The 25,669-nt window shown below is 52.9% G+C and carries 36 protein-coding genes; 2 read left to right on the plus strand and 34 right to left on the minus strand.

The genetic code is table 11. The annotated features are described in order from the left end of the window. Positions 1–31 precede the first annotated feature (31 nt). Both LVD14_RS15080 and lspA read left to right on the plus strand, forming a co-directional pair. Positions 32–784, plus strand: coding sequence for a DUF1499 domain-containing protein (locus tag LVD14_RS15080; RefSeq protein ID WP_237134943.1), 753 nt, complete (start codon positions 32–34; stop codon positions 782–784). A gap of 181 nt (positions 785–965) precedes the next feature. Then, positions 966–1,418, plus strand: a complete 453-nt coding sequence (gene lspA / locus LVD14_RS15085) for a signal peptidase II (RefSeq protein ID WP_272907376.1) — start codon at positions 966–968, stop codon at positions 1,416–1,418. 38 nt (positions 1,419–1,456) lie between these two features. Here lspA and LVD14_RS15090 read toward each other — a convergent pair whose 3' ends face one another. From LVD14_RS15090 to rpoC, 34 genes are all read right to left on the minus strand, one after another. Further along, complete coding sequence (locus LVD14_RS15090; protein WP_237134945.1) at positions 1,457–2,572, minus strand: pyridoxal-phosphate-dependent aminotransferase family protein; 1,116 nt, start codon at positions 2,570–2,572, stop codon at positions 1,457–1,459. Positions 2,573–2,663: 91 nt separating this feature from the next. Then, positions 2,664–3,056, minus strand: a complete 393-nt coding sequence (gene rplQ / locus LVD14_RS15095) for a 50S ribosomal protein L17 (RefSeq protein ID WP_237134946.1) — start codon at positions 3,054–3,056, stop codon at positions 2,664–2,666. A gap of 69 nt (positions 3,057–3,125) precedes the next feature. After that, entirely contained in the window at positions 3,126–4,118 is a 993-nt protein-coding gene (locus LVD14_RS15100) for a DNA-directed RNA polymerase subunit alpha (protein WP_237134947.1), read from the minus strand. Positions 4,119–4,187: 69 nt separating this feature from the next. Beyond that, a complete protein-coding gene (gene rpsD / locus LVD14_RS15105) occupies positions 4,188–4,808 on the minus strand; it encodes a 30S ribosomal protein S4 (protein ID WP_237134948.1) in 621 nt (206 codons plus the stop codon). Between the two features lie 72 nt (positions 4,809–4,880). After that, positions 4,881–5,279 carry a 30S ribosomal protein S11 gene (rpsK, locus tag LVD14_RS15110; protein ID WP_237134949.1) on the minus strand — a complete coding sequence of 133 codons (399 nt, stop codon included), beginning with the start codon at positions 5,277–5,279 and terminating at the stop codon, positions 4,881–4,883. Between the two features lie 42 nt (positions 5,280–5,321). Continuing rightward, positions 5,322–5,678, minus strand: a complete 357-nt coding sequence (gene rpsM, locus LVD14_RS15115) for a 30S ribosomal protein S13 (RefSeq protein WP_237134950.1) — start codon at positions 5,676–5,678, stop codon at positions 5,322–5,324. A gap of 104 nt (positions 5,679–5,782) precedes the next feature. After that, positions 5,783–5,899: a 50S ribosomal protein L36 gene (gene rpmJ / locus LVD14_RS15120; RefSeq protein ID WP_082628126.1), complete on the minus strand. Its 117-nt coding sequence runs from the start codon at positions 5,897–5,899 to the stop codon at positions 5,783–5,785. A 63-nt stretch (positions 5,900–5,962) separates the two neighbouring features. Then, complete coding sequence (gene secY / locus LVD14_RS15125; RefSeq protein ID WP_237134951.1) at positions 5,963–7,285, minus strand: preprotein translocase subunit SecY; 1,323 nt, start codon at positions 7,283–7,285, stop codon at positions 5,963–5,965. Positions 7,286–7,319: 34 nt separating this feature from the next. Beyond that, positions 7,320–7,805: a 50S ribosomal protein L15 gene (gene rplO, locus LVD14_RS15130; RefSeq protein WP_237134952.1), complete on the minus strand. Its 486-nt coding sequence runs from the start codon at positions 7,803–7,805 to the stop codon at positions 7,320–7,322. A gap of 3 nt (positions 7,806–7,808) precedes the next feature. Further along, positions 7,809–7,991, minus strand: coding sequence for a 50S ribosomal protein L30 (gene rpmD / locus LVD14_RS15135; protein WP_237134953.1), 183 nt, complete (start codon positions 7,989–7,991; stop codon positions 7,809–7,811). Positions 7,992–7,996: 5 nt separating this feature from the next. After that, on the minus strand, positions 7,997–8,506 hold the full coding sequence (rpsE, locus tag LVD14_RS15140; protein ID WP_058022499.1) for a 30S ribosomal protein S5: 510 nt from the start codon (positions 8,504–8,506) through the stop codon (positions 7,997–7,999). A gap of 12 nt (positions 8,507–8,518) precedes the next feature. After that, positions 8,519–8,869 (minus strand): 50S ribosomal protein L18, encoded by a 351-nt coding sequence (gene rplR / locus LVD14_RS15145; protein ID WP_237134954.1) that lies wholly within the window; start codon positions 8,867–8,869, stop codon positions 8,519–8,521. Positions 8,870–8,880: 11 nt separating this feature from the next. Next, positions 8,881–9,414, minus strand: a complete 534-nt coding sequence (rplF, locus tag LVD14_RS15150) for a 50S ribosomal protein L6 (protein ID WP_237134955.1) — start codon at positions 9,412–9,414, stop codon at positions 8,881–8,883. A gap of 38 nt (positions 9,415–9,452) precedes the next feature. After that, positions 9,453–9,851: a 30S ribosomal protein S8 gene (gene rpsH, locus LVD14_RS15155; protein ID WP_237134956.1), complete on the minus strand. Its 399-nt coding sequence runs from the start codon at positions 9,849–9,851 to the stop codon at positions 9,453–9,455. A 15-nt stretch (positions 9,852–9,866) separates the two neighbouring features. Beyond that, complete coding sequence (gene rpsN / locus LVD14_RS15160) at positions 9,867–10,172, minus strand: 30S ribosomal protein S14 (RefSeq protein WP_237134957.1); 306 nt, start codon at positions 10,170–10,172, stop codon at positions 9,867–9,869. Positions 10,173–10,174: 2 nt separating this feature from the next. Then, positions 10,175–10,744 carry a 50S ribosomal protein L5 gene (gene rplE, locus LVD14_RS15165; protein WP_237134958.1) on the minus strand — a complete coding sequence of 190 codons (570 nt, stop codon included), beginning with the start codon at positions 10,742–10,744 and terminating at the stop codon, positions 10,175–10,177. 20 nt (positions 10,745–10,764) lie between these two features. Continuing rightward, entirely contained in the window at positions 10,765–11,076 is a 312-nt protein-coding gene (gene rplX, locus LVD14_RS15170) for a 50S ribosomal protein L24 (RefSeq protein ID WP_237134959.1), read from the minus strand. Positions 11,077–11,097: 21 nt separating this feature from the next. Next, on the minus strand, positions 11,098–11,466 hold the full coding sequence (gene rplN, locus LVD14_RS15175) for a 50S ribosomal protein L14 (RefSeq protein ID WP_237134960.1): 369 nt from the start codon (positions 11,464–11,466) through the stop codon (positions 11,098–11,100). A 76-nt stretch (positions 11,467–11,542) separates the two neighbouring features. Beyond that, a complete protein-coding gene (gene rpsQ / locus LVD14_RS15180) occupies positions 11,543–11,821 on the minus strand; it encodes a 30S ribosomal protein S17 (protein ID WP_237134961.1) in 279 nt (92 codons plus the stop codon). Positions 11,822–11,823: 2 nt separating this feature from the next. Beyond that, positions 11,824–12,021: a 50S ribosomal protein L29 gene (gene rpmC, locus LVD14_RS15185; protein WP_237135008.1), complete on the minus strand. Its 198-nt coding sequence runs from the start codon at positions 12,019–12,021 to the stop codon at positions 11,824–11,826. Then, positions 12,021–12,434 carry a 50S ribosomal protein L16 gene (gene rplP / locus LVD14_RS15190; RefSeq protein ID WP_237134962.1) on the minus strand — a complete coding sequence of 138 codons (414 nt, stop codon included), beginning with the start codon at positions 12,432–12,434 and terminating at the stop codon, positions 12,021–12,023. The genes rpmC and rplP overlap by 1 nt, the downstream gene beginning before the upstream one ends. Before the next feature lie 13 nt (positions 12,435–12,447). Continuing rightward, positions 12,448–13,116, minus strand: coding sequence for a 30S ribosomal protein S3 (rpsC, locus tag LVD14_RS15195; RefSeq protein WP_237134963.1), 669 nt, complete (start codon positions 13,114–13,116; stop codon positions 12,448–12,450). Positions 13,117–13,125: 9 nt separating this feature from the next. After that, complete coding sequence (gene rplV, locus LVD14_RS15200; RefSeq protein WP_237134964.1) at positions 13,126–13,458, minus strand: 50S ribosomal protein L22; 333 nt, start codon at positions 13,456–13,458, stop codon at positions 13,126–13,128. A gap of 17 nt (positions 13,459–13,475) precedes the next feature. Continuing rightward, positions 13,476–13,751 carry a 30S ribosomal protein S19 gene (gene rpsS / locus LVD14_RS15205; RefSeq protein WP_237134965.1) on the minus strand — a complete coding sequence of 92 codons (276 nt, stop codon included), beginning with the start codon at positions 13,749–13,751 and terminating at the stop codon, positions 13,476–13,478. Positions 13,752–13,775: 24 nt separating this feature from the next. Beyond that, positions 13,776–14,606, minus strand: coding sequence for a 50S ribosomal protein L2 (gene rplB / locus LVD14_RS15210; protein ID WP_237134966.1), 831 nt, complete (start codon positions 14,604–14,606; stop codon positions 13,776–13,778). A 15-nt stretch (positions 14,607–14,621) separates the two neighbouring features. Continuing rightward, positions 14,622–14,921: a 50S ribosomal protein L23 gene (gene rplW, locus LVD14_RS15215; RefSeq protein WP_237134967.1), complete on the minus strand. Its 300-nt coding sequence runs from the start codon at positions 14,919–14,921 to the stop codon at positions 14,622–14,624. Next, the gene (gene rplD / locus LVD14_RS15220) at positions 14,918–15,538 is read right to left on the minus strand and encodes a 50S ribosomal protein L4 (protein WP_237135009.1); all 621 of its coding nucleotides are present in this window, start codon (positions 15,536–15,538) and stop codon (positions 14,918–14,920) included. The genes rplW and rplD overlap by 4 nt, the downstream gene beginning before the upstream one ends. Positions 15,539–15,544: 6 nt before the next feature. Then, positions 15,545–16,198, minus strand: a complete 654-nt coding sequence (gene rplC / locus LVD14_RS15225) for a 50S ribosomal protein L3 (protein ID WP_237134968.1) — start codon at positions 16,196–16,198, stop codon at positions 15,545–15,547. Between the two features lie 191 nt (positions 16,199–16,389). Next, on the minus strand, positions 16,390–16,701 hold the full coding sequence (gene rpsJ / locus LVD14_RS15230) for a 30S ribosomal protein S10 (RefSeq protein WP_237134969.1): 312 nt from the start codon (positions 16,699–16,701) through the stop codon (positions 16,390–16,392). Between the two features lie 221 nt (positions 16,702–16,922). Then, entirely contained in the window at positions 16,923–18,119 is a 1,197-nt protein-coding gene (gene tuf, locus LVD14_RS15235) for an elongation factor Tu (RefSeq protein ID WP_237134970.1), read from the minus strand. 38 nt (positions 18,120–18,157) lie between these two features. After that, the gene (gene fusA, locus LVD14_RS15240) at positions 18,158–20,254 is read right to left on the minus strand and encodes an elongation factor G (protein ID WP_237134971.1); all 2,097 of its coding nucleotides are present in this window, start codon (positions 20,252–20,254) and stop codon (positions 18,158–18,160) included. 41 nt (positions 20,255–20,295) lie between these two features. Further along, complete coding sequence (gene rpsG / locus LVD14_RS15245; RefSeq protein ID WP_237134972.1) at positions 20,296–20,766, minus strand: 30S ribosomal protein S7; 471 nt, start codon at positions 20,764–20,766, stop codon at positions 20,296–20,298. 88 nt (positions 20,767–20,854) lie between these two features. Further along, complete coding sequence (rpsL, locus tag LVD14_RS15250) at positions 20,855–21,229, minus strand: 30S ribosomal protein S12 (protein ID WP_058022520.1); 375 nt, start codon at positions 21,227–21,229, stop codon at positions 20,855–20,857. A gap of 173 nt (positions 21,230–21,402) precedes the next feature. Then, positions 21,403–25,629, minus strand: coding sequence for a DNA-directed RNA polymerase subunit beta' (rpoC, locus tag LVD14_RS15255; protein ID WP_237134973.1), 4,227 nt, complete (start codon positions 25,627–25,629; stop codon positions 21,403–21,405). Positions 25,630–25,669 lie beyond the last annotated feature (40 nt).

Below are 25,669 nucleotides of genomic sequence, written 5' to 3' on the forward strand. Positions count from 1 at the left end.
AAACAAGACAAAAGCCGGATTACCGTTAATCTTGACGGTATTAGCGGGCATTGCAGGTATCGGTCTGGGATTGACCGCCCTGGCTGCACCTGTCGGTGTCTGGCTGCAGGCCTGGGACTTCCGCCAGGGTTTCTCCATTTTGCGTTCAGCCCAGCCACTGGTGGCCTGGATAACGATAGGCTGCGCGCTGGCGACCGTCATCGTCTTTGGACTGGGGCGTCGGCAGAGTGACAGCAATGCCGGCCGAAACACTGCCATTTGCCTGGCTGCGACAGTGGTTGCGGCAATCGCCTGGTACGTTCCCCAGTCCTATCTTCCGGGCGCGGGTCGTACGATTCCTCCGATCCATGACATCAGCACGGATGTGGCCAATCCGCCGCAGTTTGTTGATGTGCTGCCACTAAGAGGCAGCAACAGCAACCCGACAGTTTATGGCACCGGCAACCCCAACTACACACCTGAGCAGCATGCAGAACTGCAACTTGAAGCCTATCCAGATGTGAGCACTCAGACATTCTCAGAGCCTGTCGATGTTGTGTTTGAACGCGCATTGGCGGCAGTCGACGCATTGGGCTGGGAGCTGGTGTCTCAGGTGCCTGATGAGGGGCGCATTGAGGCCACTGATACAACCTTCTGGTTCCGCTTCAAGGATGATGTCGTCATACGGATTCAGGAGACAGAGGACGGTACGACGGAACTGGATGCTCGTTCAACTTCCCGCGTTGGTCTGAGTGACGTCGGCAAAAATGCCGAGCGGCTGCGGGCTTTTTTTGCTGAACTCTGAATGAAGTTCCGGTAGGCTTGTCCGCTGGATCCGGTTGCTGCCTGCAGGGTGGCAACCGGGACACTCTGGCCAACCGTCAACGGCATAAAATCGCGAGACCGAATTGAATCACACTAAACCCTCACCCCAATCCCTTCGGGACCGACTGATAAACGACGCGACGTCGACTCGCCCCCGGGCATTGCTTATTTTCTTGGCGATCGCAGTCACCTGCCTGTCTCTGTCCCAGTTAAGCAGCTGGCTGGTAAACAGCTCACTGTCTATTGGCAGCAGTGTGGCCGTAGTCGATGGCGTGTTTAATGTCACTCACGTGCGCAATCTGGGCGGTGTTTTCGGAATGGCGCAGGGCAAAGGCTGGCTGTTTGCGCTTTTCAGTATCGCACTGATATCAGTTCTTTGCTGGTACCTGGTGAAAGGAAAACAGGTTCGCCAATACGAGTTCATATTTTTCGGCTTTGTCGCCGGAGGCGGAATCAGCAATATCCTTGATCGGCTAATCTACGGAAGTGTTGTCGACTTTATTGATATCCGCGCAATCCCATTCTGGAACTACGTCTTTAATACTGCCGACGTATTCATCCACGTCGGACTTTGGCCTCTGTTATTTATTGGCCTGTTCTGGCACAGGGACTGAATTGTCAGGCCCCAACTGAACTGGTCCGTTTCTGCTTTCTAAGGCAGCACGTCCTGCAGCGCGGCCATCAGCAAACGCACATGGGTGGCGTCCGCGCTGTGCCCCATCAATCCAATACGCCAGATTTGGCCCGCCAGCGGACCCAGGCCTGCGCCAATTTCCAGGTTCCAGTCGCTCAGTAGCGCATTTCTGATCGCTGTCTCATCCACTCCCTCAGGAACCTTGACAGCATTAAGCTGGGGCAGTCGCGACTCTTTTGCCACAGCCATCTGCAGCCCCATCGCTTCCAGACCTTCAACCAGCGTGTGGTGGTGCTGCGCATGCCGGGCCCAGGACTGTTCAAGCCCTTCTTCCTCCAGAATGCTAAGAGCCTCATGGAGAGCATACATGGCATTAACTGGCGCCGTATGATGATAGCTGCGCTTTTGCCCGCTCCCCCAATAATCCATTATCAGGTTCATATCCAGGAACCAGCTTTGCACACGTTCGCGTCGACTCTTGATTCGCTCTACTGCTCTGGGGCTAAAACTGACTGGAGAGATACCTGGCACACAGGACAGGCACTTTTGTGTGCCGGAATAGATCGCGTCGATCTCCCACTCATCGACTTTAAGTTCGATGCCACCCAGCGAGGTAACGGCGTCGACTATTGCAAGACAGTCATGTTGATGCGCCAGCGCGGCCAGTGACTTTGCGTCACTGCGCACACCTGTTGACGTTTCAGCATGAACAAATGCCACCGCTACAGCATCCGGGTTGGCCAACAGGGCTTCCTCGACTTTGCCGGGATCGACAGCTGCCCCCCACTCTGAGCTAACCATTACCGCAGTGCCACCGCAGCGCTCGACGTTTTCTTTCATTCGCCCGCCAAAAGCACCATTTTGGCAGACAATTACTTTGTCTCCTGCTTGCACAAGATTTACAAAAACCGCTTCCATGCCAGCTGAACCTGGTGCTGAAACGGGCAAAGTAAGCTCATTTTCTGTCTGAAAGGCATATTGCAGCAGCCGCTTGATATCATCCATCAATCCGATGAAGGCGGGATCAAGATGACCAATAGTTGGACGGCCAAGAGCCTCCAGCACACGCGGACTGACATCAGAAGGACCCGGCCCCATCAAAACCCTGTGTGGTGGATAGAATGTCTTGGTCATATGCTCCTCCCAAACAAAAAAGCCGGGACACAGTCCCGGCTTTTATGTATTTGAACGCAGAAAATTATCCGCGACATCAATACAGCTTGCTTCAGTCTTCAGCGCCTTCCTCAGCGCCTACACCTGCCGGACGATCCACCAGCTCTACATAAGCCATAGGTGCTTTATCACCAGCGCGGATACCACATTTCAGGATACGGATGTAGCCACCAGGACGACCCTGGTAACGCGGACCGAGATCCGTGAACAGCTTACCGACGGCAGACTTGCTACGCAGACGGCTGAAAGCCAGACGACGGTTGGCAACGCTATCCGTCTTGGCCAAGGTAATCAGAGGCTCCGCAACCATACGCAGCTCTTTTGCCTTGACGACAGTGGTCTTAATGATTTCGTGCTCAACCAGCGAGGCAGTCATGTTACGGAACATGGCCTTACGGTGCGCAGAGTTTCTGTTCAACTGACGTCCACTATGACGATGACGCATATCTACAATTCCTATTTCAACCGCAGCCTCACGGCTGACTCGCTATAGTATTTTAATCCGATGACGGTATTACTTGTCTTCTGTACGCAGGCTAGCCGGCGGCCAGTTTTCAAGACGCAGGCCCAGTGAAAGTCCACGAGTAGCCAATACGTCTTTAATTTCTGTAAGCGACTTTTTACCCAGATTTGGAGTCTTCAGCAGTTCAACTTCTGTGCGCTGAATCAGGTCGCCAATATAATAAATATCTTCCGCTTTCAGACAGTTTGCAGAACGAACTGTCAGCTCCAGGTCATCGACCGGACGCAACAGAATCGGGTCAATCTCGTCTTCGGGCTCTTCCGGTGCAGCAGCTTCCTGGCTTTGCAGGTCAACAAACACAGCCAGCTGGTGCTGCAGGATTGTTGCTGCGCGACGGATCGCTTCTTCTGGATCAATTGTACCGTTCGTACGCAGATCGATAATCAGCTTGTCCAGGTCAGTACGCTGCTCTACTCGAGTGCTCTCAACAGAGTAGGCAACGCTCAGCACCGGACTGTAAGTGGCGTCCAACTGCAGACGACCAACAGCGCGAGTCTCATCGTCATCATGACGTCGGGAATCGGCAGGAACATAACCTCGGCCTTTACGTACCACCAGTCGCATGTTCAGCTCACCTGACCCATTCAGGTTGGCAATCTCGTGCTCCGGATTGACGATCTCGACATTGTGGTCGGTCTCGATATCAGCAGCTGTGACAACGCCAGGGCCTTTCTTGCTCAGGTTGAGCACGGCCTCGTCCTGGCCGTTCAGAATCACTGCAACACCTTTCAGGTTCAGCAGGATCTCAATAACGTCTTCACGAACGCCTTCGATACTGCTGTACTCGTGCACAACACCATCGATTTCAACTTCTTCCACTGCACAACCAGGCATGGAAGACAGCAGGATTCTTCTTAATGCGTTCCCCAGAGTATGGCCGAAACCACGCTCAAGAGGCTCAAGCACCACTTTGGAATGATACTTGTCAAACTCTTCTACCTTGATCAACTGTGGTGTAAGAAAATCCGACAACGAAATCTGCATGGGGTCACCCTTAACAATTAGCCCGGTAATGTTTAACTCTACTTCCGAATAACGCCTGTTTAAGCAGGTTTACTTGGAGTAAAGCTCGACGATCAGGTTTTCGTTAATATCCGCTGAGAGATCAGCACGGTCTGGCTTGCGGGTAAACTGACCTTCCCGTTTGCCCGAATCGACAGTGATCCACTCAACCGGCGTACGCTGGTTGGCAAGCTCCAGCGCTGACTTGATCCGCAGCTGTTCTTTGGATTTCTGACGAACAGCAACGACATCACCGGGATTAACCTGATAAGACGGCACATTAACAACGCTACCGTTAACAGTGATCGATTTGTGAGACACCAACTGGCGCGACTCAGCGCGAGTTGCTCCGAATCCCATTCGGTACACAACGTTATCCAGTCGCGACTCAAGCAACTGCAGCAGGTTTTCGCCTGTTGCGCCCTTACGACGGGCTGCTTCCTTGTAATACGTGCGGAACTGACGCTCGAGTACGCCGTAGATGCGTCGTACTTTCTGCTTTTCACGCAGCTGAACGCCGTAGTCAGACAGACGGCCGCGTCGTGCACCGTGCTGACCCGGAATCGTTTCCGCCTTGCACTTGCTGTCGAGCGGGCGAACGCCGCTCTTCAGGAACAGATCGGTTCCTTCGCGTCGTGCGAGTTTACATTTGGGGCCTAGATAGCGGGCCATACACTGACTCCTGTTTTCTAAATCTCGGTTATTAGCCGGAATAAGCTATTACTGATCCTACGACTCTCGCCTTTAGACGCGACGCTTTTTCGGGGGTCGACAACCGTTGTGGGGAATCGGTGTCACATCAGTGATCACACCCACTTTCAAGCCACAGGCGTTCAAGGCACGCACTGCCGACTCACGGCCAGGGCCAGGACCATTGACCTTAACATCCAGGTTTTTCAGACCATAAAGCTCGATGGCAGTCTTACCCGCACGCTCCGCAGCAACCTGAGCGGCGAATGGCGTACTCTTACGCGAACCGCGGAAACCAGAACCACCAGATGTAGCCCAGCTCAGAGCGTTGCCCTGGCGGTCAGTGATGGTAACGATGGTGTTGTTGAACGACGCATGAATGAATGCAATTCCGTCAATAACGGCTTTTCTTGCCTTCTTTTTAGGCGCTGCTTTAGCTGCTGGCTTAGCCATAGAAAATTCCTGAATAAGATTAAAGCGTATTGTCTCTAAATATTATTTGCGAATCGGCTTACGCGGACCCTTACGTGTACGGGCGTTAGTCTTGGTGCGCTGACCACGTACTGGCAGTGACCGGCGATGACGAATACCGCGGAAACAGCCTAGGTCCATCAATCGCTTGATGCTCATGGATACTTCACGACGCAGGTCACCTTCTACAGTGAACTTGCCAACCTCGGCACGCACATTGTCGAGTTCTTCCGGTGACAGTGCACTGGTTTTTGTCGAAGGAGCGATGCCCACGCGTTCACAAATCAACTTAGCGCGCGTGGCACCAATCCCGAAGATATAACTCAGGGAAATAACCAGGTGCTTGTTATCTGGTATGTTGACACCGGCAATACGTGCCATAGCTTGACTCCAATCTTTTAATTTACGCGTTTACCAGAGAACCTGGACCCCTAAATTCAGGGGCGCAAAGGATATACTCTGGCGAATTAAAAATCAACCAGTGCTTAACCCTGGCGCTGCTTGTGACGGGGCTCTGCGTCGCAGATAACTCGTACGACTCGGTTGCGCTTGATCACCTTGCACTTACGGCAGATTTTCTTGACTGATGTTCTGACTTTCACTTTCTACTCTCCATTCAACGTCGGGTATCGCCCGAGACGCTCTAAATTCAAGTTCCCGACGGCCTAGCGGCCTCGACCGAAACTACCCAAATTGGACTTTTTCATAAGAGAATCATACTGATGCGACATCAGATGCGCCTGTACCTGTGACATAAAGTCCATGCTTACGACCACAACAATCAACAGCGCGGTGCCGCCCAGGTTAAACGGTACATTCGCCATCATCTGAAAGAAATTCGGCAACAGACACACGATAGTGATGTAGATCGCACCAAACATGGTCAGTCGCGTCAGAACAGCATCAATGTACTTGGCTGTCTGCTCACCGGGACGGATACCCGGGATAAATGCGCCCGAACGCTTCAGATTATCCGCTACATCTTTCGGGTTAAACACCAGCGCGGTGTAAAAGAAACAGAAAAAGATGATCATCGCGCTGAACAGAATTACGTACAGAGGCTGACCCGGACCAATCAACAGCGCGAGATCCTGCAGCCATTCGGCTCCTTCACTCTGTCCAAACCATTGTCCGATGGAAGCCGGAAACAGCAGGATACTGCTTGCGAAAATCGCCGGAATCACGCCCGCCATATTCACCTTGAGAGGCAGATGGCTCGACTGTGCCTGATAAAGTTTGTTGCCCTGTTGACGCTTGGCGTAGTTAACCGTGATGCGACGCTGCCCGCGCTCGATAAACACAATACCGGCAATCACGATGACCGCAATTATGGCCACCACAAACAACAGCAAACCGCTGATCTGACCTTCGTACGCCTGCGACAGCGAGCTGCCTATTGCGGCGGGCAGACCTGCCACGATGCCGGCGAAGATCAGCATGGAGATCCCGTTACCTACGCCACGCTCGGTAATCTGCTCACCCAGCCACATCATGAACATCGCACCTGTCACCAGCGACACAATGGCAGTGAAGGTGAAGCCCAGACCCGGGTTGTAAGCCATCGGTGCCAGCAGGCCAACGGCCATGCCAGTACCCTGCACAATCGCCAGCGCCAGAGCGCCATAACGGGTGTATTGCGTGATCTTGCGACGACCCGACTCACCCTCTTTCTTCAGCTGTGCCAGGTAAGGGTTTACCGCACTCAGAAGCTGCATGATGATCGATGCGGAGATATACGGCATGATGCCCAGGGCAACAATACTCATACGCTCCAGCGCACCACCAGAGAACATGTTAAACAGACCGAGGAAGGTACCTTCGTTCTGACTGAACATGTTAGCCAGCTGCGCTGGATCGATACCAGGAACCGGTATATGCGTGCCGACACGATAGACAAATATGGCAAACAGCAGGAACAGCAGACGAGCCTTCAGCTCACCTAGTCCCGCTCCAATCCCTTCACCTGACATATTGGGTTTCTTTGCCATCTTTAATCAATCAGCTCTTTCGGTAGTTGCAAAATTAAGCGCTAGCTTTTTTGGTTTTTTTCTTTCCTGCGTACTCAGGTACAACAGGATCGATCACCTTGCCACCAGCCGCTTCAATTGCCTGACGCGCACCTTTAGTGACACGCAGACCTTCTACAGTAACAGCTTTGGTCACGTCACCAGAAAGCATGATCTTTACTCGCTTGATGCCACCGTTGATCAGGTTGGCAGCTCGCAGTGTTTCGATGCTTACAACGTTGCCTTCCAGGGCATTCAGTTCGCTGGTACGAACTTCGCCGGTCAGACGACCAATACGTGAGCTGAAACCGAACTTCGGCAAGCGACGCTGCAAAGGCATTTGACCGCCTTCGAAACCTGGACGTACTGTACCGCCGCTGCGTGACTTTTGACCTTTGTGACCTGTACCACAGGTCTTGCCCCAGCCGCTTCCAATGCCGCGTCCAACGCGCTTCGGAGACTGGGTGCTGCCCTCTGCCGGGCTCAATGTATTCAAATGCATCTGTTAACCCTCAACTTGCAGCATGTAGCTGATCTTGTTGATAATGCCGCGGACAGCAGGCGTGTCCTGCAGCTCCACAGTCTGGTGCATACGACGCAGACCCAGACCTTTCAGGCACTGACGATGACGCTCCATCGTGCCGATCGGACTGCGAACCAGCGTAACTTTAACTGTTTTGTTGGCCATAACGCTTAACCCAGGATCTCTTCAAGTGTCTTACCACGCTTGGCTGCAACACTCTCAGCCGCACGCATCTCTTTCAATCCCTTGAACGTCGCGTTAACAACGTTGACCGGATTGGTTGAACCGTAACATTTAGCCAGAACGTTCTGGATACCAGCGAGTTCCAGCACCGCACGCATCGCGCCACCGGCGATGATACCGGTACCTTCGGATGCTGGCTGCATGTAGATCTTGGACGCGCCATGACGCGCCTTGACCGGATACTCCAGTGTATTACCGTCCAGCGACACGGAAATCATGTTGCGACGTGCGGCTTCCATGGCCTTCTGGATCGCCAATGGCACTTCACGTGCTTTGCCGCGACCGAAGCCTACTCGACCGTTACCGTCACCTACTGCGGTCAACGCAGTAAAGGCGAAAATACGACCACCTTTAACTACTTTGGCGACACGGTTTACCTGGATGAGTTTCTCCTGCAAACCTTCTTCGTTCTTTTTCGCCTCGTCTCTCAGTGCCATAGTTCTAAACCCTTAAAATTCCAAGCCGCCTTCACGTGCCGCATCAGCCAACGCTTTGATTCGACCATGATAGTTGTAACCGGAACGATCGAACGCCACTTTGCTTACGCCAGCCTGTTTGGCACGTTCAGCAATCAGTGCGCCGATTTTGCCGGCCGCTTCAACGTTTCCTGTTGCCTTACCACGCAGGTCTTTTTCAACTGTGGAGGCAGAAGCCAACACTACATTGCCTTCAGGGGCAATGATCTGCGCATAGATATGGCGCGGAGTACGATACACGCACAATCGGTTTACACCGAGCTCCGCTATTTTTGCTCTGGTACGTCGTGCGCGACGGATACGAGCTACTTTTTTATCGTTCATAATGTCACGCCCTACTTTTTCTTCGCTTCTTTTCTGTAAACATTCTCATCCGCGTAGCGAATACCCTTGCCCTTGTAAGGCTCTGGTGGACGGAACTTGCGGATCTCAGCGGCTACCTGGCCAAGCAGTTGCTTGTCAGCCGAATTCAGTACGATTTCGGTCTGAGAAGGTGTATCTGCTGTGACACCAGCTGGCAGCTGATAATCGATTGGATGAGAATACCCTACTGTAATATTGACAGTGTTGCCCTGTGCCTTGGCTCGATAACCAACGCCCTGCAACTGCAGCTTGCGCTGAAATCCTTCACTTACGCCAACAACCATGTTGTTAACGAGTGCGCGGAATGTACCAGCCATCGCAACTGCTTCGCGAGACTGGTTCTTCGCGGACACGCGCAGGACTTCACCGTCTTTCTCGATCTGCACATAGTCATGCAGTTCAAGATTAAGACTGCCTTTGCTGCCTTTGACAGTGACCGCTGAACCAGCGATTGTTGTCTCCACGCCTTTGGGCAGCGAAATCGGATTTTTTGCTACTCTGGACATAATCGTGCTCTATAAACTGTTAGTAAGAATCGTGTGTATCAGAATACCGTACACAGAACTTCACCACCGATGCCGGCAGCACGTGCTTGCTTGTCTGTCATCAACCCTTTGTTGGTTGACACAATCACAATGCCCAGTCCCTGACGGTTGCGGGGCAGTTCTTCTTTGCCCATGTACTGACGCAGACCAGGACGGCTGACTCGTTTGATTTCTTCGATAACCGGCTTGCCCTGATAGTATTTCAGATCAATGACCAGCTCGCGCTTGGCGCTGACATCGTCACTGACTGAGTAACCACTGATATAACCCTCATCCTGAAGAACGTTGCAAATGGCAACTTTCAGCTTGGACGCGGGCGCGCTCACCTGGGACAAGCGGGCCATTTGTGCATTTCGAATGCGTGTCAGCAAATCTGCAATAGGATCTGACATACTCATAATAAATTTCTCCGCTTACCAGCTTGCCTTGGTCAGTCCCGGCACATCACCACGCATCGCTGCTTCACGCAGCTTGTGACGACAAATACCAAATTTACGATATACACCGTGGGGACGACCGGTGATACGGCAACGCTTCTGTTGACGAACAGGGCTTGCATCGCGTGGCTGCTTCTGCAGCTGGATCTGCGCCTGCCACTTATCATCTTCGCTGGCATTCACATCAGCGATGATTGCTTTCAGGGCAGCTCGCTTGGCAGCAAACTTGGCAACTGTGCGCGTACGTTTTTCTTCACGTGCAACCATTGAGGTCTTGGCCATCTTTACGACTCCTTGGCGGCAGCTTTGCCGGTCAATGCTTTAAATGGGAAGCGCATCGCCGTCAGCAGGGCGCGTCCTTCTTCGTCGTTCTGTGCAGTAGTAGTGATGGTAATATCCAGACCACGCAGCTTGTCGACTTTGTCGTATTCAATTTCCGGGAAGATGATCTGTTCAGTCACACCCATAGCGTAATTGCCACGACCATCAAATGCCTTCGGGTTCAGACCACGGAAGTCACGAATACGTGGAATCGCGATGTCAACCAGACGATCCAGGAATTCGTACATACGCTCGCCGCGCAGTGTGACTTTGGCGCCAATTGGCCAGCCAGCACGAATCTTGAATCCGGCAATGGATTTACGCGCTTTGGTGATAACCGGCTTCTGACCACTGATCATGGTCAATTCAGCGACGGCGTTATCCAGCAACTTCTTGTCGCCGACGGCCTCACCTACACCCATATTCAGTACCACTTTAGTGATACGGGGTACACGCATCGGATTGTCATACCCGAACTGTTTGGTCAGTGTGGGTACTACGTCACTTTTGTAAAATTCTTTCAACTGAGCCATGTTGGCGACCTGAGTTTCCGTTAATCAATGACTTTGTTAGTGGACTTGAAAATCCGCTTTTTCTTTCCATCTTCAACCTGAAAGCCGACGCGGTCAGCTTTGTTGGTCTCCGGATTGAAGATCGCTACATTGGAAACATCCAGCGCAGCTTCCTTCTCAACGATACCGCCTGCAATACCCGCATTGGGGTTAGGCTTGGTGTGTCGTTTTACAATATTGATACCACCGACAATCACCTTGGTTTCACCGACCAGGCGCGTCACGGTTCCCCGCTTGCCCTTGTCTTTTCCGGCGATGACGATTACTTCATCATTAGCTTTAATCTTACGCATATTCCGCGGCCTCGATATCTGTCACAGCACTTCTGGTGCCAGGGAGATGATTCGCATGAACTTTTCAGTTCGCAATTCACGCGTCACAGGCCCAAACACACGAGTACCGATAGGCGCCTGCTGGTTGTTCAACAGAATCGCGGCATTGTCATCAAACTTGATCAACGAGCCATCAGTTCTGCGAACACCTTTCTTCGTGCGAACAACGAGTGCTGAAAGCACCTGTCCCTTTTTAACTTTGCCTCGGGGAATCGCTTCTTTCACTGTCACTTTGATGACATCCCCGATGCGGGCATAACGACGATGTGAGCCACCGAGCACTTTGATACACATTACTCGCTTGGCACCACTGTTATCTGCCACATCTAAATATGACTGTACCTGAATCATCGATTCTCTCCGAACCCTTAAACTGTCGCTTTAGCAACAACGCCGACTGGCGCCAGAAACCCATTTACCGCCAGAATCAGATCTGCGTTGCACGCTCATCAATTGATACCAAAGACCAGGTCTTGGTCTTGGAGATCGGTCTGACTTCTTTAACCGTAACTCGATCACCTTCGCGACAATCATTGTTCGCATCGTGCGCATGCACTTTTGAAGAGCGAGTTATGAACTTTCCATACACCGGGTGCTTAACCCGACGCTCGATCAGCACAACAATGGACTTGTCCATCTTGGCGCTGACAACTTTGCCGGTCACAACGCGACCGGTCTGTACTGCTTCTGTTTCATTAAGCGACATAATCAGGACCCACTTTTCTGCTTTTCAGTAATGATGGTCTTAATCCGGGCAATATCCTGCTTTACTGCAGAAAGCACATGAGTCTGTGCCAGTTGTCCGGTCCGCTTCTGAATCCTGTAGTTGAACTGGTCACGATACAGGCCATTGAGCTGCTCGTTCAGCTCAGAAACTGACTTTTCTCGCAATTCGCTGGCTTTCATCACATTACCGTCCGTTTTACAAAAGTGGTTTCAAACGGCAGCTTGGCAGCAGCCAGTTGAAACGCTTCGCGCGCCAGACCTTCGTCTACGCCTTCGATCTCAAACATCACACGACCGGGCTGAATCTGGGCGACCCAGTACTCCACGCTACCCTTACCTTTACCCTGACGAACCTCGAGAGGCTTCTGGGTAATTGGCTTGTCGGGGAAAACCCGAATCCAGATTTTACCGCCACGCTTTACGTGACGAGTCATGGCACGACGGGCAGCTTCGATCTGACGCGCAGTCAGGCGGCCACGACCCAGGGCTTTCAGGCCAAACTCGCCGAAATCCACTTTGCTGCCACGATGAGACAGACCGCGGTTACGGCCCTTCATCATCTTTCTAAATTTAGTACGCTTTGGTTGTAACATCTTGGCCTATCCTCTACTTGGACGCTTTCTGGGGAGCCGCAGGGGCTTCCTTGTGGCCAAGGATCTCGCCTTTGAAAATCCAGACCTTAACGCCAATGATCCCGTAAGTTGTGCTAGCCTCTGAAGTCGCGTAGTCGATATCGGCACGCAGTGTGTGCAATGGCACACGACCTTCCCGATACCATTCTGTTCGGGCAATTTCTGCACCGCCCAGACGACCGCTGACCTGAATCTTGATACCTTCCGCACCCTGGCGCATGGCGTTCTGTACAGCGCGCTTCATGGCGCGACGGAACATGACACGTCGCTCCAGCTGCTGCGAAACACTGTCAGCAACCAGTTGCGCATCGAGGTCAGGCTTACGGATCTCTTCGATGTTGATGTGAACCGGCACGCCCATCTTGGCAATCAGAGCGGTTCTCAGCGTCTCTACATCTTCGCCTTTCTTACCAATCACGATACCTGGACGGGCAGTGTGAATAGTAATGCGGGCTGTCTGCGCCGGACGTTCGATATCAACACGTGAAACAGACGCATTGGCAAGTTGCTTGCGGATGTAATCACGCACCTGCAAATCAACCAGCAAATGCTCAGCATAATCTTTGCCTTCGGCAAACCACACTGATGTGTGCTTTTTAACTATACCAAGCCGAATTCCGGTTGGATGTACTTTCTGACCCATCCTGATCTCCTACTTATCGGCTACTTTAACGGTGATGTGACAGGTACGCTTCAGAATGCGATCAGCACGGCCTTTGGCACGTGGACGGATTCGCTTCATGGACATACCTTCGTCGACGTAGATAGTGGAGACTTTCAGCTCGTCCACATCCGCCCCTTCATTATGCTCGGCATTCGCAATCGCAGAGTTCAACACCTTCTTGATGACATCAGCACCCTTCTTTGGGCTGAAGGTCAGCAACTGAAGTGCCTCTTCGACATTCTTGCCGCGGATCTGATCGGCTACCAATCTCGCCTTCTGGGCAGAGAGCCGAGCGCCGCGCAATATTGCTACAACTTCCATCTCAATTTCCCCACTTATCAGCGCTTGGCTTTCTTGTCTGCCGCGTGACCGCGATAGTTACGCGTCAGCGCGAATTCACCCAGCTTGTGACCAACCATGTCTTCGGTCACAAAAACCGGCACATGCTGCTGTCCATTGTGCACAGCCAGCGTCAGCCCGAGCATATCTGGAGAAATCATCGAGCGTCGTGACCAGGTCTTAATAGGACGCTTGTCATTAGCATCGCGTGCTGCCTGCACTTTTTTCATTAAATGAAGGTCTATGAAGGGACCTTTTTTCAGTGAACGTGGCACTTTAATTTCCTCTGTTGTCAGGCCTTATCGGCTAGCATTTCTGCGGCGGACGATCATATTGGTCGTTCGCTTGTTAGTTCTGGTCTTGTAGCCTTTGGTCGGCTTACCCCATGGCGTCACAGGGTGACGGCCACCGGAGGTACGACCTTCACCACCACCGTGCGGGTGATCAACCGGGTTCATGGCCACACCACGTACCGTCGGTCGAATACCACGCCAGCGTTTGGCACCGGCTTTACCCAGGGAGCGCAGGCTGTGCTCAGAGTTGGAAACCTCTCCCAGCGTTGCGCGACAATCGGCCAGCACTTTGCGCATCTCACCAGACTTCAGACGCAGCGTGACGTGATTACCTTCTTTAGCCACCAGCTGCACTGAGCCGCCAGCGCTTCGCGCGATCTGAGCGCCTTTACCCGGCTTCAGCTCAACGCAGTGAACCGTGCTACCCAGCGGGATGTTGCGCAGCGGCAGACAGTTACCTGTCTTGATCGGCGCCTCATCACCTGAGACCAGCGTGTCGCCAGCAGAAATCTTGGCCGGCGCAATAATGTAACGGCGTTCGCCATCGGCGTAGAGCAGCAACGCAATGTTGGCCGTACGGTTGGGGTCATACTCCAGACGCTCAACCTTGGCTACGATGCCGTCTTTATCACGACGGAAATCGATAATTCGGTACTTTTGCTTGTGACCACCGCCCGCATGACGACGAGTGATGCGTCCAGCATTGTTTCGACCACCAGTCTTTGACTTGGTCGCCACCAAACCAGCGTAAGGCTCACCCTTGTGCAAATCAGGGTTTACGATTTTTACGACGAACCTGCGCCCTGGCGAGGTGGGTTTACATTTAACAACTGCCATAACCGCGACCCTTTCTTACGCCATCTCCGCAAAGTCAATTTCCTGACCCTGCGCCAGCTTCACGTAAGCCTTTTTCCAGTTTGATTTTTGTCTCAGCTTGCCACGCGCAGTACGCTTGGTCTTGCCCTTGACGTTGAGTACCTGCAGATCTTCCACTGTCACTTTGAACAGTGTTTCAATCGCTTCACGGATCTCAGGCTTGGTTGCGTCATTGGCAACACGGAACGCAACCTGGTTGTTGCGGTCTGCAATCAGCGCAGCCTTCTCAGATACGTGCGGCCCAACGATAATCGTGTAAAGTCTCTGTTGGTTCATGACAACATCTCCTCAACTTTTTTCAGCGCAGGAACAGTCATCAGCACCTTCTCGAAACCGATCAAACTGACCGGATCCAGACCTGACACATCCAATACATCAACGTGACGCAGGTTGCGAGCTGCCAGGTACAGATTTTCTGCCACTTCATCAGCAACGATCAGTACGTTATCCAGCGAAAACTCTTTCAGCTTGCTCGCCAGATCTTTGGTTTTGTGCGTATCAACGCTGAACTGCTCAACAACGACCAGACGATCCTGACGCAGCAACTCTGACAGAATGCTGCGCATTGCACCGCGGTACATTTTGCGATTCAGTTTTTTGCTGTGATCTTGGGGACGCGCAGCGAAGGTTACACCACCGGTACGCCAGATAGGGCCACGAGTGGTACCCGCACGCGCACGACCGCTACCCTTTTGACGCCATGGCTTACGACCACCACCTGCAACTTCGGAACGTGTCTTCTGCTTAACAGTACCCTGACGGGCGCCTGCCATGTAGGTCACGACCGCCTGATGTACCAGCGCTTCGTTAAATTCTTTGCCAAACGTTTCTTCTGAAACAGAAACAGTGCCTGCTCCGGCCTTTTTACCGGGCTGCGCAAGATTCAATTCCATCATTGCTTACCCCCTGGATCCGGCTGACTTGACAGAAGGACGCACTACCACGTGTGAGCCAGTAGCTCCCGGGATGGCACCTTTTACCAACAGCAGATTATTTTCGGCATCCACGCGAACGACTTCGAGAAACTGAGTCGTTACGCGCACATCACCCATGTGTCCAGCCATCTTCTTGCCTTTCCAGACACGACCAGGCGTTTGACACTGACCAATTGAACCAGGAGCACGATGAGACAGTGAGTTACCGTGAGTTGCATCCTGTGCGCGGAAATTGTGACGCTTGATGGCGCCAGCGAAGCCTTTACCTTTTGAAGTGCCGGTTACGTCTACACGCTGACCTGCTTCAAACAGAGCAACTGTCAACTCAGCACCGGGGGCGAACTCAGCCAGCTCCTGCTGACCAGCGCGGAATTCCCACAGGCCGGCACCAGCTTCTGTTCCAGCTTTCGCGAAGTGACCCGCCAAAGAGCGCGAAACGCGGGAAGCTTTGCGCTCACCCACAGTCACTTGAACGGCGCTGTAGCCATCCACTTCCTCAGTTTTCAACTGAGTAATTCTGTTTGGGCTGACCTCTACCACTGTCACTGGAACAGAATCTCCAGCTTCAGTAAATATACGGGTCATGCCGCTTTTTCGACCGACCAAACCAATCGACATTTTTTGAACCTCATCGTGTACGGGGCTTTAACCCGCTATGGCTGCTATCGCATTACACCATGTTTGCCTGGGGGCTTTTGGACCCCGCCAAGCCAGCTGTTATCAGTTGTTTCAGAGTTGAACCATTACTGAACCATTCTCGCTTCTATCTACAAACCCGGCCTAACACAAAATTCTGGATCACTCAGCCCTTACCCAAGACTGATCTGCACTTCCACACCTGCCGCCAGGTCCAGCTTCATCAACGCATCCACTGTTTTCTCTGTCGGCTCTACGATATCAAGAAGGCGCTTGTGCGTTCTGATCTCGTACTGATCGCGCGCATCTTTATTCACGTGCGGCGATATCAGAATCGTGTAGCGTTCCCTGTTCGTTGGCAGAGGGATTGGCCCTCTCACCTGCGCACCGGTTCGCTTGGCAGTATCGACAATTTCCTGAGTAGACTGATCAATCAGCCGATGATCAAAGGCCTTCAGCCGAATTCTGATACGCTGATTTTGCATCTAGTCTGCTCTCCAAACACTTTTTAAATTAAATACTTACTTTTTTTGTTACCCGGATCCCAGTTGAGGACCGGAAAAAAGGAAGCGGAATTCTAAGGCTGACACAGCCCCATGTCAAGAAAACTATTTCGTTACAGCAAATTTAGTCTTCTTTGACCCTAACACAGCGAAGCAATAAAAAGAGGCGGCCTATCGACCGCCTCTCTTATGCCTTCACCGACTTACTCGATGATTTTGGATACCACGCCAGCGCCTACAGTACGACCGCCTTCACGGATCGCAAAACGCAGACCTTCATCCATCGCAATCGGAGCAATCAGCGTTACCAGGAACTTCAGGTTGTCACCAGGCATAACCATCTCGACACCTTCCGGCAGCTCAACCGCACCAGTCACGTCAGTCGTACGGAAGTAGAACTGCGGACGGTAGCCTTTGAAGAATGGCGTGTGACGACCACCTTCTTCCTTGCTCAGTACGTACACTTCGCCTTCAAACTTGGTGTGCGGAGTGATTGAACCAGGCTTGGCCAGTACCTGACCACGCTCAACGTCTTCACGCTTGGTACCACGCAGCAGAACACCCACGTTCTCACCTGCACGACCTTCGTCGAGCAGCTTGCGGAACATCTCAACACCCGTACAGGTAGTCTTGGTGGTGTCTTTCAGACCAACGATTTCGATCTCGTCGCCAACTTTAACGATACCGCGCTCAACACGGCCAGTAACCACCGTACCACGACCAGAGATCGAGAACACGTCTTCGATTGGCAGCAGGAAGGGCTTCTCGATGTCACGCTCAGGCTCAGGGATGTACTCGTCCAGAGTCTCAACCAGCTTCTTCACAGCTGAGGTACCCATTTCGTTGTCGTCCTGACCGTTCAGTGCCATCAGCGCAGAACCGATGATGATCGGCGTGTCGTCGCCCGGGAAATCGTAAGTGTCGAGCAACTCGCGCACTTCCATCTCAACCAGCTCCAACAGCTCCGCATCGTCAACCATGTCCGCTTTGTTCATGAACACAACGATGTAAGGAACGCCAACCTGACGGGACAGCAGGATGTGCTCACGCGTCTGCGGCATGGGGCCGTCAGCAGCTGACACTACCAGAATCGCGCCGTCCATCTGCGCCGCACCAGTGATCATGTTCTTCACATAGTCAGCGTGTCCGGGGCAGTCAACGTGTGCGTAGTGACGGTTTGGTGAGTCGTACTCAACGTGCGCAGTAGAGATGGTGATACCACGCTCTCTTTCTTCCGGCGCATTGTCGATCTGGTCGAAAGCACGCGATTCACCAGTACCCCACACATCAAAGCAAACGCGCGTCAGCGCTGCTGTCAGCGTTGTTTTACCATGGTCAACGTGACCAATTGTTCCCACGTTGACGTGTACTTTTTTACGTTCAAATTTACCCTTAGCCACAATATCACCTCGTGAAACTAGTCTATATTTTCAGAAAATCAGCCTTTGTTTTTGCTGATGATGGACTCAGCAATATTCGATGGCACCTCACCGTACTTCAGGAATTCCATGGTGTAGGTCGCACGACCCTGCGAAATGGAACGCAGGTCGGTTGCATAACCAAACATTTCTGACAGAGGCACCTCAGCATTGATCACTTTACCGCTGGAGGTGTCATCCATGCCCTGAACCATGCCACGACGACGGTTAAGGTCACCCATCACGTCACCCATGTTCTCTTCTGGAGTAACCACCTCAACTTTCATGATTGGTTCCAGCAGCGCCGGATCAGCCATCAGAGCGCCTTTCTTGAGCGCCATGGAGCCAGCGATTTTGAACGCCATTTCACTGGAGTCAACGTCGTGGTAAGAGCCATCATAGACTGTGACTTTCATGGCCAGCAGCGGATATCCCGCCAAACAGCCATTTTTCATCTGTTCCTGAACGCCTTTATCAACGGCAGGGATGTATTCACGGGGAATCGCACCACCCACAATCTCGTTCACAAACTGGTACTCTTCGTCTGCCGGCAGCGGCTCGATGCGCAACCAACAGTGACCAAACTGACCGCGACCACCGGACTGCTTGACGTGCTTACCTTCCACTTCAACTGCCTTGCGGATGGTTTCACGGTAAGCCACCTGCGGCTTGCCGATATTGGCCTCTACGCCGAATTCACGACGCATACGGTCAACCAGAACGTCCAGGTGCAACTCACCCATACCGGAAATAATGGTCTGGCCTGACTCTTCATCTGTCTCAACACGGAACGATGGATCTTCCTGAGCCAGCTTGCCCAGAGCAATACCCATCTTTTCCTGGTCAGCCTTGGTCTTCGGCTCAACAGCAACCGAGATTACAGGATCAGGGAAGTCCATCTTTTCCAGAACGACGATACGGCTTGGATCACACAGAGTTTCACCAGTGGTAACGTCTTTCAGACCGATGGCAGCAGCGATGTCGCCGGCCATTACTTCTTTGATCTCGTCGCGGTTGTTGGCGCGCATCTGCACCATACGACCGACACGCTCTTTCTTCATCTTTACCGAGTTGTAGACAGAGTCGCCAGAATTGAGCTTGCCTGAGTAAACACGGAAGAAGGTCAGCGTACCCACAAACGGGTCCGTGGCAATCTTGAACGCCAGGGCCGCAAATGGCTCATCATCACTGGATTCACAGCGGATAACAGAACCATCTTCCAGCGTACCTTCGATGTCCTTCACTTCTGTCGGTGACGGCAGGTATTCAACTACCGCGTCCAGAACAGCCTGAACACCCTTGTTCTTGAATGCGGAGCCACAGAAGGTTGGAACAATTTCGTTGGCCAGCGTACGAATACGGATACCAGCCTTGATTTCCTCTTCAGTCAGCTCACCGCCTTCTAGGTACTTGTTCATCAGCTCTTCGTTGGCTTCGGCAGCTGCCTCGACCATGTATTCGCGCCACTCTTCAGACTCAGCCTGCATGTCAGCAGGAATGTCTTCGTAAGCCACGGTCACGCCCTGGTCAGCTTCGCTCCAGACGATGCTCTTCATCTTCACCAGGTCGATAACACCCTTGAAGTTGTCTTCAGCACCGATGGCCAGTTGCATGGGCACAGGAATGGCACCCAGACGGTTCTTGACCTGTTTGACCACTTTCAGGAAGTCAGCGCCGGCACGGTCCATCTTGTTAACAAAGATCAGACGCGGCACTTCGTAGCGGTTTGCCTGGCGCCATACAGTTTCTGTCTGCGGCTGCACACCTGAAGAACCACACAGCACTACTACAGCACCATCCAGCACTCGCAGTGAACGCTCAACCTCAATGGTGAAGTCCACGTGTCCGGGTGTGTCGATGATGTTGACACGGTGTTCATCGAACTGCTGACTCATACCACGCCAGAATGTCGTCACGGCAGCAGAGGTAATGGTGATACCACGCTCCTGCTCCTGCTCCATCCAGTCCATGGTGGCAGCGCCGTCGTGTACTTCACCAATTTTGTGGTTCATACCTGTGTAGAACAGGACTCGCTCGGTCGTAGTTGTTTTACCAGCATCTACGTGAGCACAGATACCGATATTTCTGTAACGGCTCAATGGGGTTCTTCTGGCCACAATCGCACCTATATGCTTAAAAAATTGAATTTAATGATTTATCAGAAACGGTAGTGCGAGAACGCCTTGTTGGCTTCAGCCATACGGTGCACATCTTCACGCTTCTTGACCGCGCTGCCGCGGCCCTGAGATGCGTCAGAAATCTCACCGGCCAGACGCAATGCCATGGACTTCTCGCCACGCTTGCGTGCATGCTCAACCAACCAACGCATTGCCAAAGCGGTACGGCGCTCTGCGCGCACTTCAACTGGAACCTGATAGGTTGCACCACCCACCCTGCGAGACTTCACCTCAACCATCGGTGCAATTTGCTCAAGGGCTTTTTCAAAGGTTTCCAGCGGATCACCACCGCCATTTTTGGTCACTGTATCCAGTGCACCATAGACAATCTTCTCGGCAACTGACTTTTTGCCGTCTTCCATCACGTGGTTCATGAACTTGGCCAGCACCTTGCTGCCATATTTGGCATCAGGCAGGATTTCACGTTTTGCTGCCACTCTTCTTCTGGGCATAACTCACCTCACTATTCAGGTAAATCCACGATTCACACCCGTCACCGACGAATGTCACGCGGCCTTACTGGAAAAATTTATTTGAAAATTAAGACTTTGGACGCTTAGCACCGTACTTGGAGCGACCCTGACGACGTGCTGATACGCCTGATGTATCCAGGCTGCCGCGCACTGTGTGATAACGCACACCCGGAAGGTCTTTTACACGACCACCACGGATCAGGATCACAGAGTGCTCCTGCAGGTTGTGACCTTCACCGCCGATGTAGGAGGTGACTTCATAACCGTTAGTCAAACGCACACGACATACTTTACGCAGTGCTGAGTTTGGCTTCTTTGGTGTAGTTGTGTAGACGCGGGTGCACACGCCACGTTTTTGCGGGCAACCTTGCAGAGCGGGCACGTCACTCTTGGCGACTTTGCTCTGTCTTGGTTTACGAACCAACTGGTTGATAGTTGCCATTCATTACTCCTGAACTAGTCATTTAAATACTTGTACTCCGGCGTGCAGCCGATTACTGCGATTCCGTGGAACCACAGACAAAAGACCACTCACCAGAGTAAAGGATGCGAGAGTTTAAAGACCTCGCATCCTCTAGTCAACTGAATTAGGCGCTACAGTCGGGTTTCCCCGGTTTAGCCACCTGTTTTCAGCGCTTCCGTCAACGCTGCTTCAACTTCGCTGGCGGTAACACCTGAACCCTCTTCCTGGGCTCGTGATGCCGCTGCCTGTTGACGCCGCGATTCGTGGTAGGCCAGACCAGTACCTGCTGGTATCAGTCGACCAACCACCACGTTCTCTTTCAAGCCACGCAGGTGATCGCGCTTGCCTGTTACGGCAGCCTCGGTCAATACACGCGTGGTTTCCTGGAAGGATGCCGCCGAGATGAACGACTCGGTCGCCAGCGACGCCTTGGTGATACCCAGCAACTGACGCTGATAACGCGCCTCTATCTTGCCAGCTTCACGCAGCCTGTCGTTTTCTTCCAACACTTGCGTGATCGTGACCTGCTCGCCACGAATCAGCGAAGAGTCACCAGCATCGGTGATCTCAACCTTACGCAGCATCTGACGCACAATTACTTCGATATGTTTGTCGTTGATGCGCACGCCCTGCAGTCGGTAGACTTCCTGCACCTCGTTGACGATGTATTCGGCCAGGGCCTGAACACCTTTCAGACGCAGGATGTCGTGCGGAGAGGGCGGGCCGTCTGAAACAACTTCACCCTTCTCGATGAACTCGCCTTCGAACACTGTCATGGCACGCCATTTCGGAATCAGCGTCTCATAGTGAGTGCTGCCATCTGGCAGGCTCTCGCCTTCTTTTGGCGTGATGACCAGACGACGCTTGCCTTTGGTTTCCTTACCGAAGGTAACCGTACCTGAAATCTCTGCCAGAATAGCCGGTTCTTTCGGTTTGCGGGCTTCAAACAGGTCGGCAACACGAGGCAGACCACCGGTGATGTCACGAGTTTTCGAACCTTCCTGCGGAATACGGGCAATAACGTCACCAACCGACAGATCAACGCTATCCTGAACAGCGATGATCGCATGTGCCGGCAGGAAGTAGACTGCGGGCATATTCGTGCCAGGCAGTGGCAGTTCCTTGCCTTTCTCATCCAGCAGTGTGATCGCCGGACGCAGCTCTTTGGCTGCCGACGGCCGCTCTGCCGGATCCATAACGGTCAGGCTGGACAAGCCTGTGATTTCGTCTGTCTGGCGACGGACAGTCAAGCCTTCTTCCATATTGGTAAAGGCAACACGACCTTTTACCTCGGTAATGATCGGGTGCGTGTGCGGATCCCAGGTAGCCACAACCTGACCAGCTTCAACCTTGCGATCCTCTTTCAGCGTAATCACGGCACCGTAAGGCAGCTTGTATTTCTCCCGCTCACGACCTGCTTCGTCATTCACGATCAGCTCGCCAGAACGCGAAACCACAACCAGGCCACCGTTGGCATTGGTCACTGTCTTCATGTTGTGCAGGTGGACTGTACCCGTGGTACGAACCTGCACGTTATCAGCAGCGGTTGCACGCGATGCCGCACCACCGATGTGGAACGTACGCATCGTCAGCTGTGTACCAGGCTCACCGATGGACTGTGCCGCGATGACACCAATAGCCTCACCCACGTTTGCCAGGTGACCACGCGCCAGATCTCGGCCGTAGCACTGACGACAGATACCGAATCGCGTATCACAGGTTATCGCAGAGCGGACATGCACTTCGTCGATACCCATGGTTTCCAGACGCTCAACCATTTTCTCGTCAAGCATCGTGCCAGCATCAACCAGCACTTCACCAGTATCCTGATGCACAACATCACTGATCAGAACACGACCCAGCACTCGCTCACCCAGCGCGGCAATAATATCGCCACCCTCGATGATTGGACGCATCAACAGGCCTTCCTGTGTGCCACAGTCTTCCTCTGTGATCACCAGATCCTGGGAAATATCAACCAGACGGCGAGTCAGGTAACCGGAGTTCGCTGTCTTCAATGCCGTATCTGCCAGACCTTTACGCGCACCGTGCGTTGAGGTGAAGTACTGCACAACGCTGAGACCTTCACGGAAGTTCGCCGTGATTGGCGTCTCAATGATGGAGCCATCAGGACGTGCCATCAGACCACGCATACCTGCGAGCTGACGAATCTGGGCGGGCGAACCCCGTGCACCAGAGTCAGCATAAATATAGACGGAGTTGAATGACTCCTGGCGCTCTTCCTTGCCTTCTTTATTGATCACCGGCTCGGTAGAGAGACCTTCCATCATGGCCTTGGCAACCAGGTCGTTGGCGCGGGACCAGATGTCGATCACCTTGTTGTACTTCTCACCCTGTGTAACCAGACCAGAGGCGTACTGGTTTTCGATCTCTTCTACTTCGGATTCAGCCTGACCAATGATCTTGGCTTTGGCTTCCGGGATAACGAAGTCGTTAACACCAATGGACGAACCAGAGACGGTTGAGTACTTGTAACCGGTGTACATCAACTGGTCAGCAAAGATAACCGTTTCTTTCAGGCCAACGTTTCGATAACAGGCGTTGAGGATGCCGGAAATCTGCTTCTTGGTCATCTTCTGATTGACCATTGCAAATGGCAGACCAGACGGAACAATTGAGTACAGCAGGACGCGACCGACAGTTGTGTCGACGATGCGACGCACTTTCTCGGTCTCACCCGCTTCGTTAAGCTCGTAGTCCGACAGACGCACCTTGATGCGCGCCTGCAGATGCGCCTGACCAGTATCGTAAGCGCGCTTAACTTCTGCCGCATCAGCGAACACCATGCCTTCACCTTTGGCATTGATTCGCTCACGCGTCATGTAATACAGGCCCAGTACAACGTCCTGCGATGGAACGATGATCGGCTCACCGTTGGCAGGCGCCAGGATGTTGTTGGTCGACATCATCAGTGTACGCGCTTCGAGCTGGGCTTCCAGTGTCAGCGGCACGTGAACAGCCATCTGGTCACCGTCGAAGTCGGCGTTATAGGCCGCGCAGACAAGCGGGTGCAGCTGGATGGCCTTGCCTTCAATCAGGACCGGCTCGAAAGCCTGGATACCAAGGCGGTGCAGCGTGGGCGCCCGGTTCAGAAGAACTGGGTGCTCGCGAATCACTTCAGCCAGGATATCCCATACTTCCGGAGTTTCGCGCTCCACCATTTTCTTGGCGGCCTTGATGGTCGTAGCCAGACCACGACGCTCCAGCTTACCAAAGATGAATGGCTTGAACAGCTCCAGCGCCATCTTCTTGGGCAGACCACACTGATGCAGTTTAAGGGTCGGACCTACCACGATCACCGAACGACCGGAGTAGTCGACTCGCTTACCCAGCAGGTTCTGACGGAAACGACCCTGCTTACCTTTGATCATGTCGGCCAGTGACTTGAGCGGACGCTTGTTGGTGCCGGTAATGGCACGACCGCGACGACCGTTATCCAGCAGCGCATCTACAGCTTCCTGCAGCATACGCTTCTCGTTGCGCACGATGATGTCAGGTGCGTTGAGATCAAGCAGGCGCTTCAGACGGTTGTTACGGTTAATTACGCGACGGTACAGATCGTTGAGATCGGAAGTAGCGAAACGGCCGCCATCCAGCGGTACCAGCGGACGCAGGTCCGGTGGCAGCACAGGCAATACGGTCAGGACCATCCATTCCGGCTTGTTGCCAGAGTCAGCAAATGCCTCCAGCAGCTTGAGCCGCTTGGAAAGCTTCTTCAACTTTGTCTCAGAGTTAGTCGCGGGAATCTCTTCGCGCAGACGGTTGATCTCTTCGGGCAGGTCCAAGTCGCGCATCAGTTGCTGAATAGCCTCAGCACCCATCTTGGCGTCGAATTCATCACTGAATTCTTCCATGGCTTCATAGTACTGCTCATCGGTCAGCAGCTGGCCTTTCTCCAGAGTCGTCATGCCCGGATCGGTAACAACGAATGACTCGAAATAGAGAATGCGTTCGATATCACGCAGCGTCATATCCAGCAACAAACCAATACGCGACGGCAGTGATTTCAGGAACCAGATGTGAGCGACTGGACTGGCCAGTTCGATATGGCCCATGCGCTCACGACGGACCTTTGACAGCGCCACTTCAACGCCACACTTCTCACAGATAACGCCACGGTGCTTCAGACGCTTGTATTTGCCACACAGACACTCGTAGTCCTTGACCGGACCAAAAATCTTCGCACAAAACAGACCATCACGTTCAGGTTTGAAAGTACGGTAATTAATGGTTTCCGGCTTCTTCACTTCGCCAAACGACCAGGCGCGGATCATCTCCGGCGAGGCCAGGCCAATACGGATAGCGTCAAACTCGTCTGATTGTGACTGTGACTTCAATAATCCCAGCAAGTCTTTCATTCTACTTTCCTCCGCCAGCTGTCATGCAGCTGGCATCACA

This window comes from Pseudohongiella sp. O18, assembly GCF_021729085.1.
GTDB lineage: Bacteria > Pseudomonadota > Gammaproteobacteria > Pseudomonadales > Pseudohongiellaceae > Pseudohongiella.

What these genes read in the sequence shown, in the direction of transcription:
- LVD14_RS15090 (WP_237134945.1), bottom strand. Translation starts at nt 2,572, where the DNA reads ATGACCAAGACATTCTATCCACCACACAGGGTTTTGATGGGGCCGGGT.
- rplQ (WP_237134946.1), bottom strand. Translation starts at nt 3,056, where the DNA reads ATGCGTCATCGTCATAGTGGACGTCAGTTGAACAGAAACTCTGCGCAC.
- LVD14_RS15100 (WP_237134947.1), bottom strand. Translation starts at nt 4,118, where the DNA reads ATGCAGATTTCGTTGTCGGATTTTCTTACACCACAGTTGATCAAGGTA.
- rpsD (WP_237134948.1), bottom strand. Translation starts at nt 4,808, where the DNA reads ATGGCCCGCTATCTAGGCCCCAAATGTAAACTCGCACGACGCGAAGGA.
- rpsK (WP_237134949.1), bottom strand. Translation starts at nt 5,279, where the DNA reads ATGGCTAAGCCAGCAGCTAAAGCAGCGCCTAAAAAGAAGGCAAGAAAA.
- rpsM (WP_237134950.1), bottom strand. Translation starts at nt 5,678, where the DNA reads ATGGCACGTATTGCCGGTGTCAACATACCAGATAACAAGCACCTGGTT.
- secY (WP_237134951.1), bottom strand. Translation starts at nt 7,285, where the DNA reads ATGGCAAAGAAACCCAATATGTCAGGTGAAGGGATTGGAGCGGGACTA.
- rplO (WP_237134952.1), bottom strand. Translation starts at nt 7,805, where the DNA reads ATGCATTTGAATACATTGAGCCCGGCAGAGGGCAGCACCCAGTCTCCG.
- rpmD (WP_237134953.1), bottom strand. Translation starts at nt 7,991, where the DNA reads ATGGCCAACAAAACAGTTAAAGTTACGCTGGTTCGCAGTCCGATCGGC.
- rpsE (WP_058022499.1), bottom strand. Translation starts at nt 8,506, where the DNA reads ATGGCACTGAGAGACGAGGCGAAAAAGAACGAAGAAGGTTTGCAGGAG.
- rplR (WP_237134954.1), bottom strand. Translation starts at nt 8,869, where the DNA reads ATGAACGATAAAAAAGTAGCTCGTATCCGTCGCGCACGACGTACCAGA.
- rplF (WP_237134955.1), bottom strand. Translation starts at nt 9,414, where the DNA reads ATGTCCAGAGTAGCAAAAAATCCGATTTCGCTGCCCAAAGGCGTGGAG.
- rpsH (WP_237134956.1), bottom strand. Translation starts at nt 9,851, where the DNA reads ATGAGTATGTCAGATCCTATTGCAGATTTGCTGACACGCATTCGAAAT.
- rpsN (WP_237134957.1), bottom strand. Translation starts at nt 10,172, where the DNA reads ATGGCCAAGACCTCAATGGTTGCACGTGAAGAAAAACGTACGCGCACA.
- rplE (WP_237134958.1), bottom strand. Translation starts at nt 10,744, where the DNA reads ATGGCTCAGTTGAAAGAATTTTACAAAAGTGACGTAGTACCCACACTG.
- rplX (WP_237134959.1), bottom strand. Translation starts at nt 11,076, where the DNA reads ATGCGTAAGATTAAAGCTAATGATGAAGTAATCGTCATCGCCGGAAAA.
- rplN (WP_237134960.1), bottom strand. Translation starts at nt 11,466, where the DNA reads ATGATTCAGGTACAGTCATATTTAGATGTGGCAGATAACAGTGGTGCC.
- rpsQ (WP_237134961.1), bottom strand. Translation starts at nt 11,821, where the DNA reads ATGTCGCTTAATGAAACAGAAGCAGTACAGACCGGTCGCGTTGTGACC.
- rpmC (WP_237135008.1), bottom strand. Translation starts at nt 12,021, where the DNA reads ATGAAAGCCAGCGAATTGCGAGAAAAGTCAGTTTCTGAGCTGAACGAG.
- rplP (WP_237134962.1), bottom strand. Translation starts at nt 12,434, where the DNA reads ATGTTACAACCAAAGCGTACTAAATTTAGAAAGATGATGAAGGGCCGT.
- rpsC (WP_237134963.1), bottom strand. Translation starts at nt 13,116, where the DNA reads ATGGGTCAGAAAGTACATCCAACCGGAATTCGGCTTGGTATAGTTAAA.
- rplV (WP_237134964.1), bottom strand. Translation starts at nt 13,458, where the DNA reads ATGGAAGTTGTAGCAATATTGCGCGGCGCTCGGCTCTCTGCCCAGAAG.
- rplB (WP_237134966.1), bottom strand. Translation starts at nt 14,606, where the DNA reads ATGGCAGTTGTTAAATGTAAACCCACCTCGCCAGGGCGCAGGTTCGTC.
- rplW (WP_237134967.1), bottom strand. Translation starts at nt 14,921, where the DNA reads ATGAACCAACAGAGACTTTACACGATTATCGTTGGGCCGCACGTATCT.
- rplD (WP_237135009.1), bottom strand. Translation starts at nt 15,538, where the DNA reads ATGGAATTGAATCTTGCGCAGCCCGGTAAAAAGGCCGGAGCAGGCACT.
- rplC (WP_237134968.1), bottom strand. Translation starts at nt 16,198, where the DNA reads ATGTCGATTGGTTTGGTCGGTCGAAAAAGCGGCATGACCCGTATATTT.
- rpsJ (WP_237134969.1), bottom strand. Translation starts at nt 16,701, where the DNA reads ATGCAAAATCAGCGTATCAGAATTCGGCTGAAGGCCTTTGATCATCGG.
- rpsG (WP_237134972.1), bottom strand. Translation starts at nt 20,766, where the DNA reads ATGCCCAGAAGAAGAGTGGCAGCAAAACGTGAAATCCTGCCTGATGCC.
- rpsL (WP_058022520.1), bottom strand. Translation starts at nt 21,229, where the DNA reads ATGGCAACTATCAACCAGTTGGTTCGTAAACCAAGACAGAGCAAAGTC.
- rpoC (WP_237134973.1), bottom strand. Translation starts at nt 25,629, where the DNA reads ATGAAAGACTTGCTGGGATTATTGAAGTCACAGTCACAATCAGACGAG.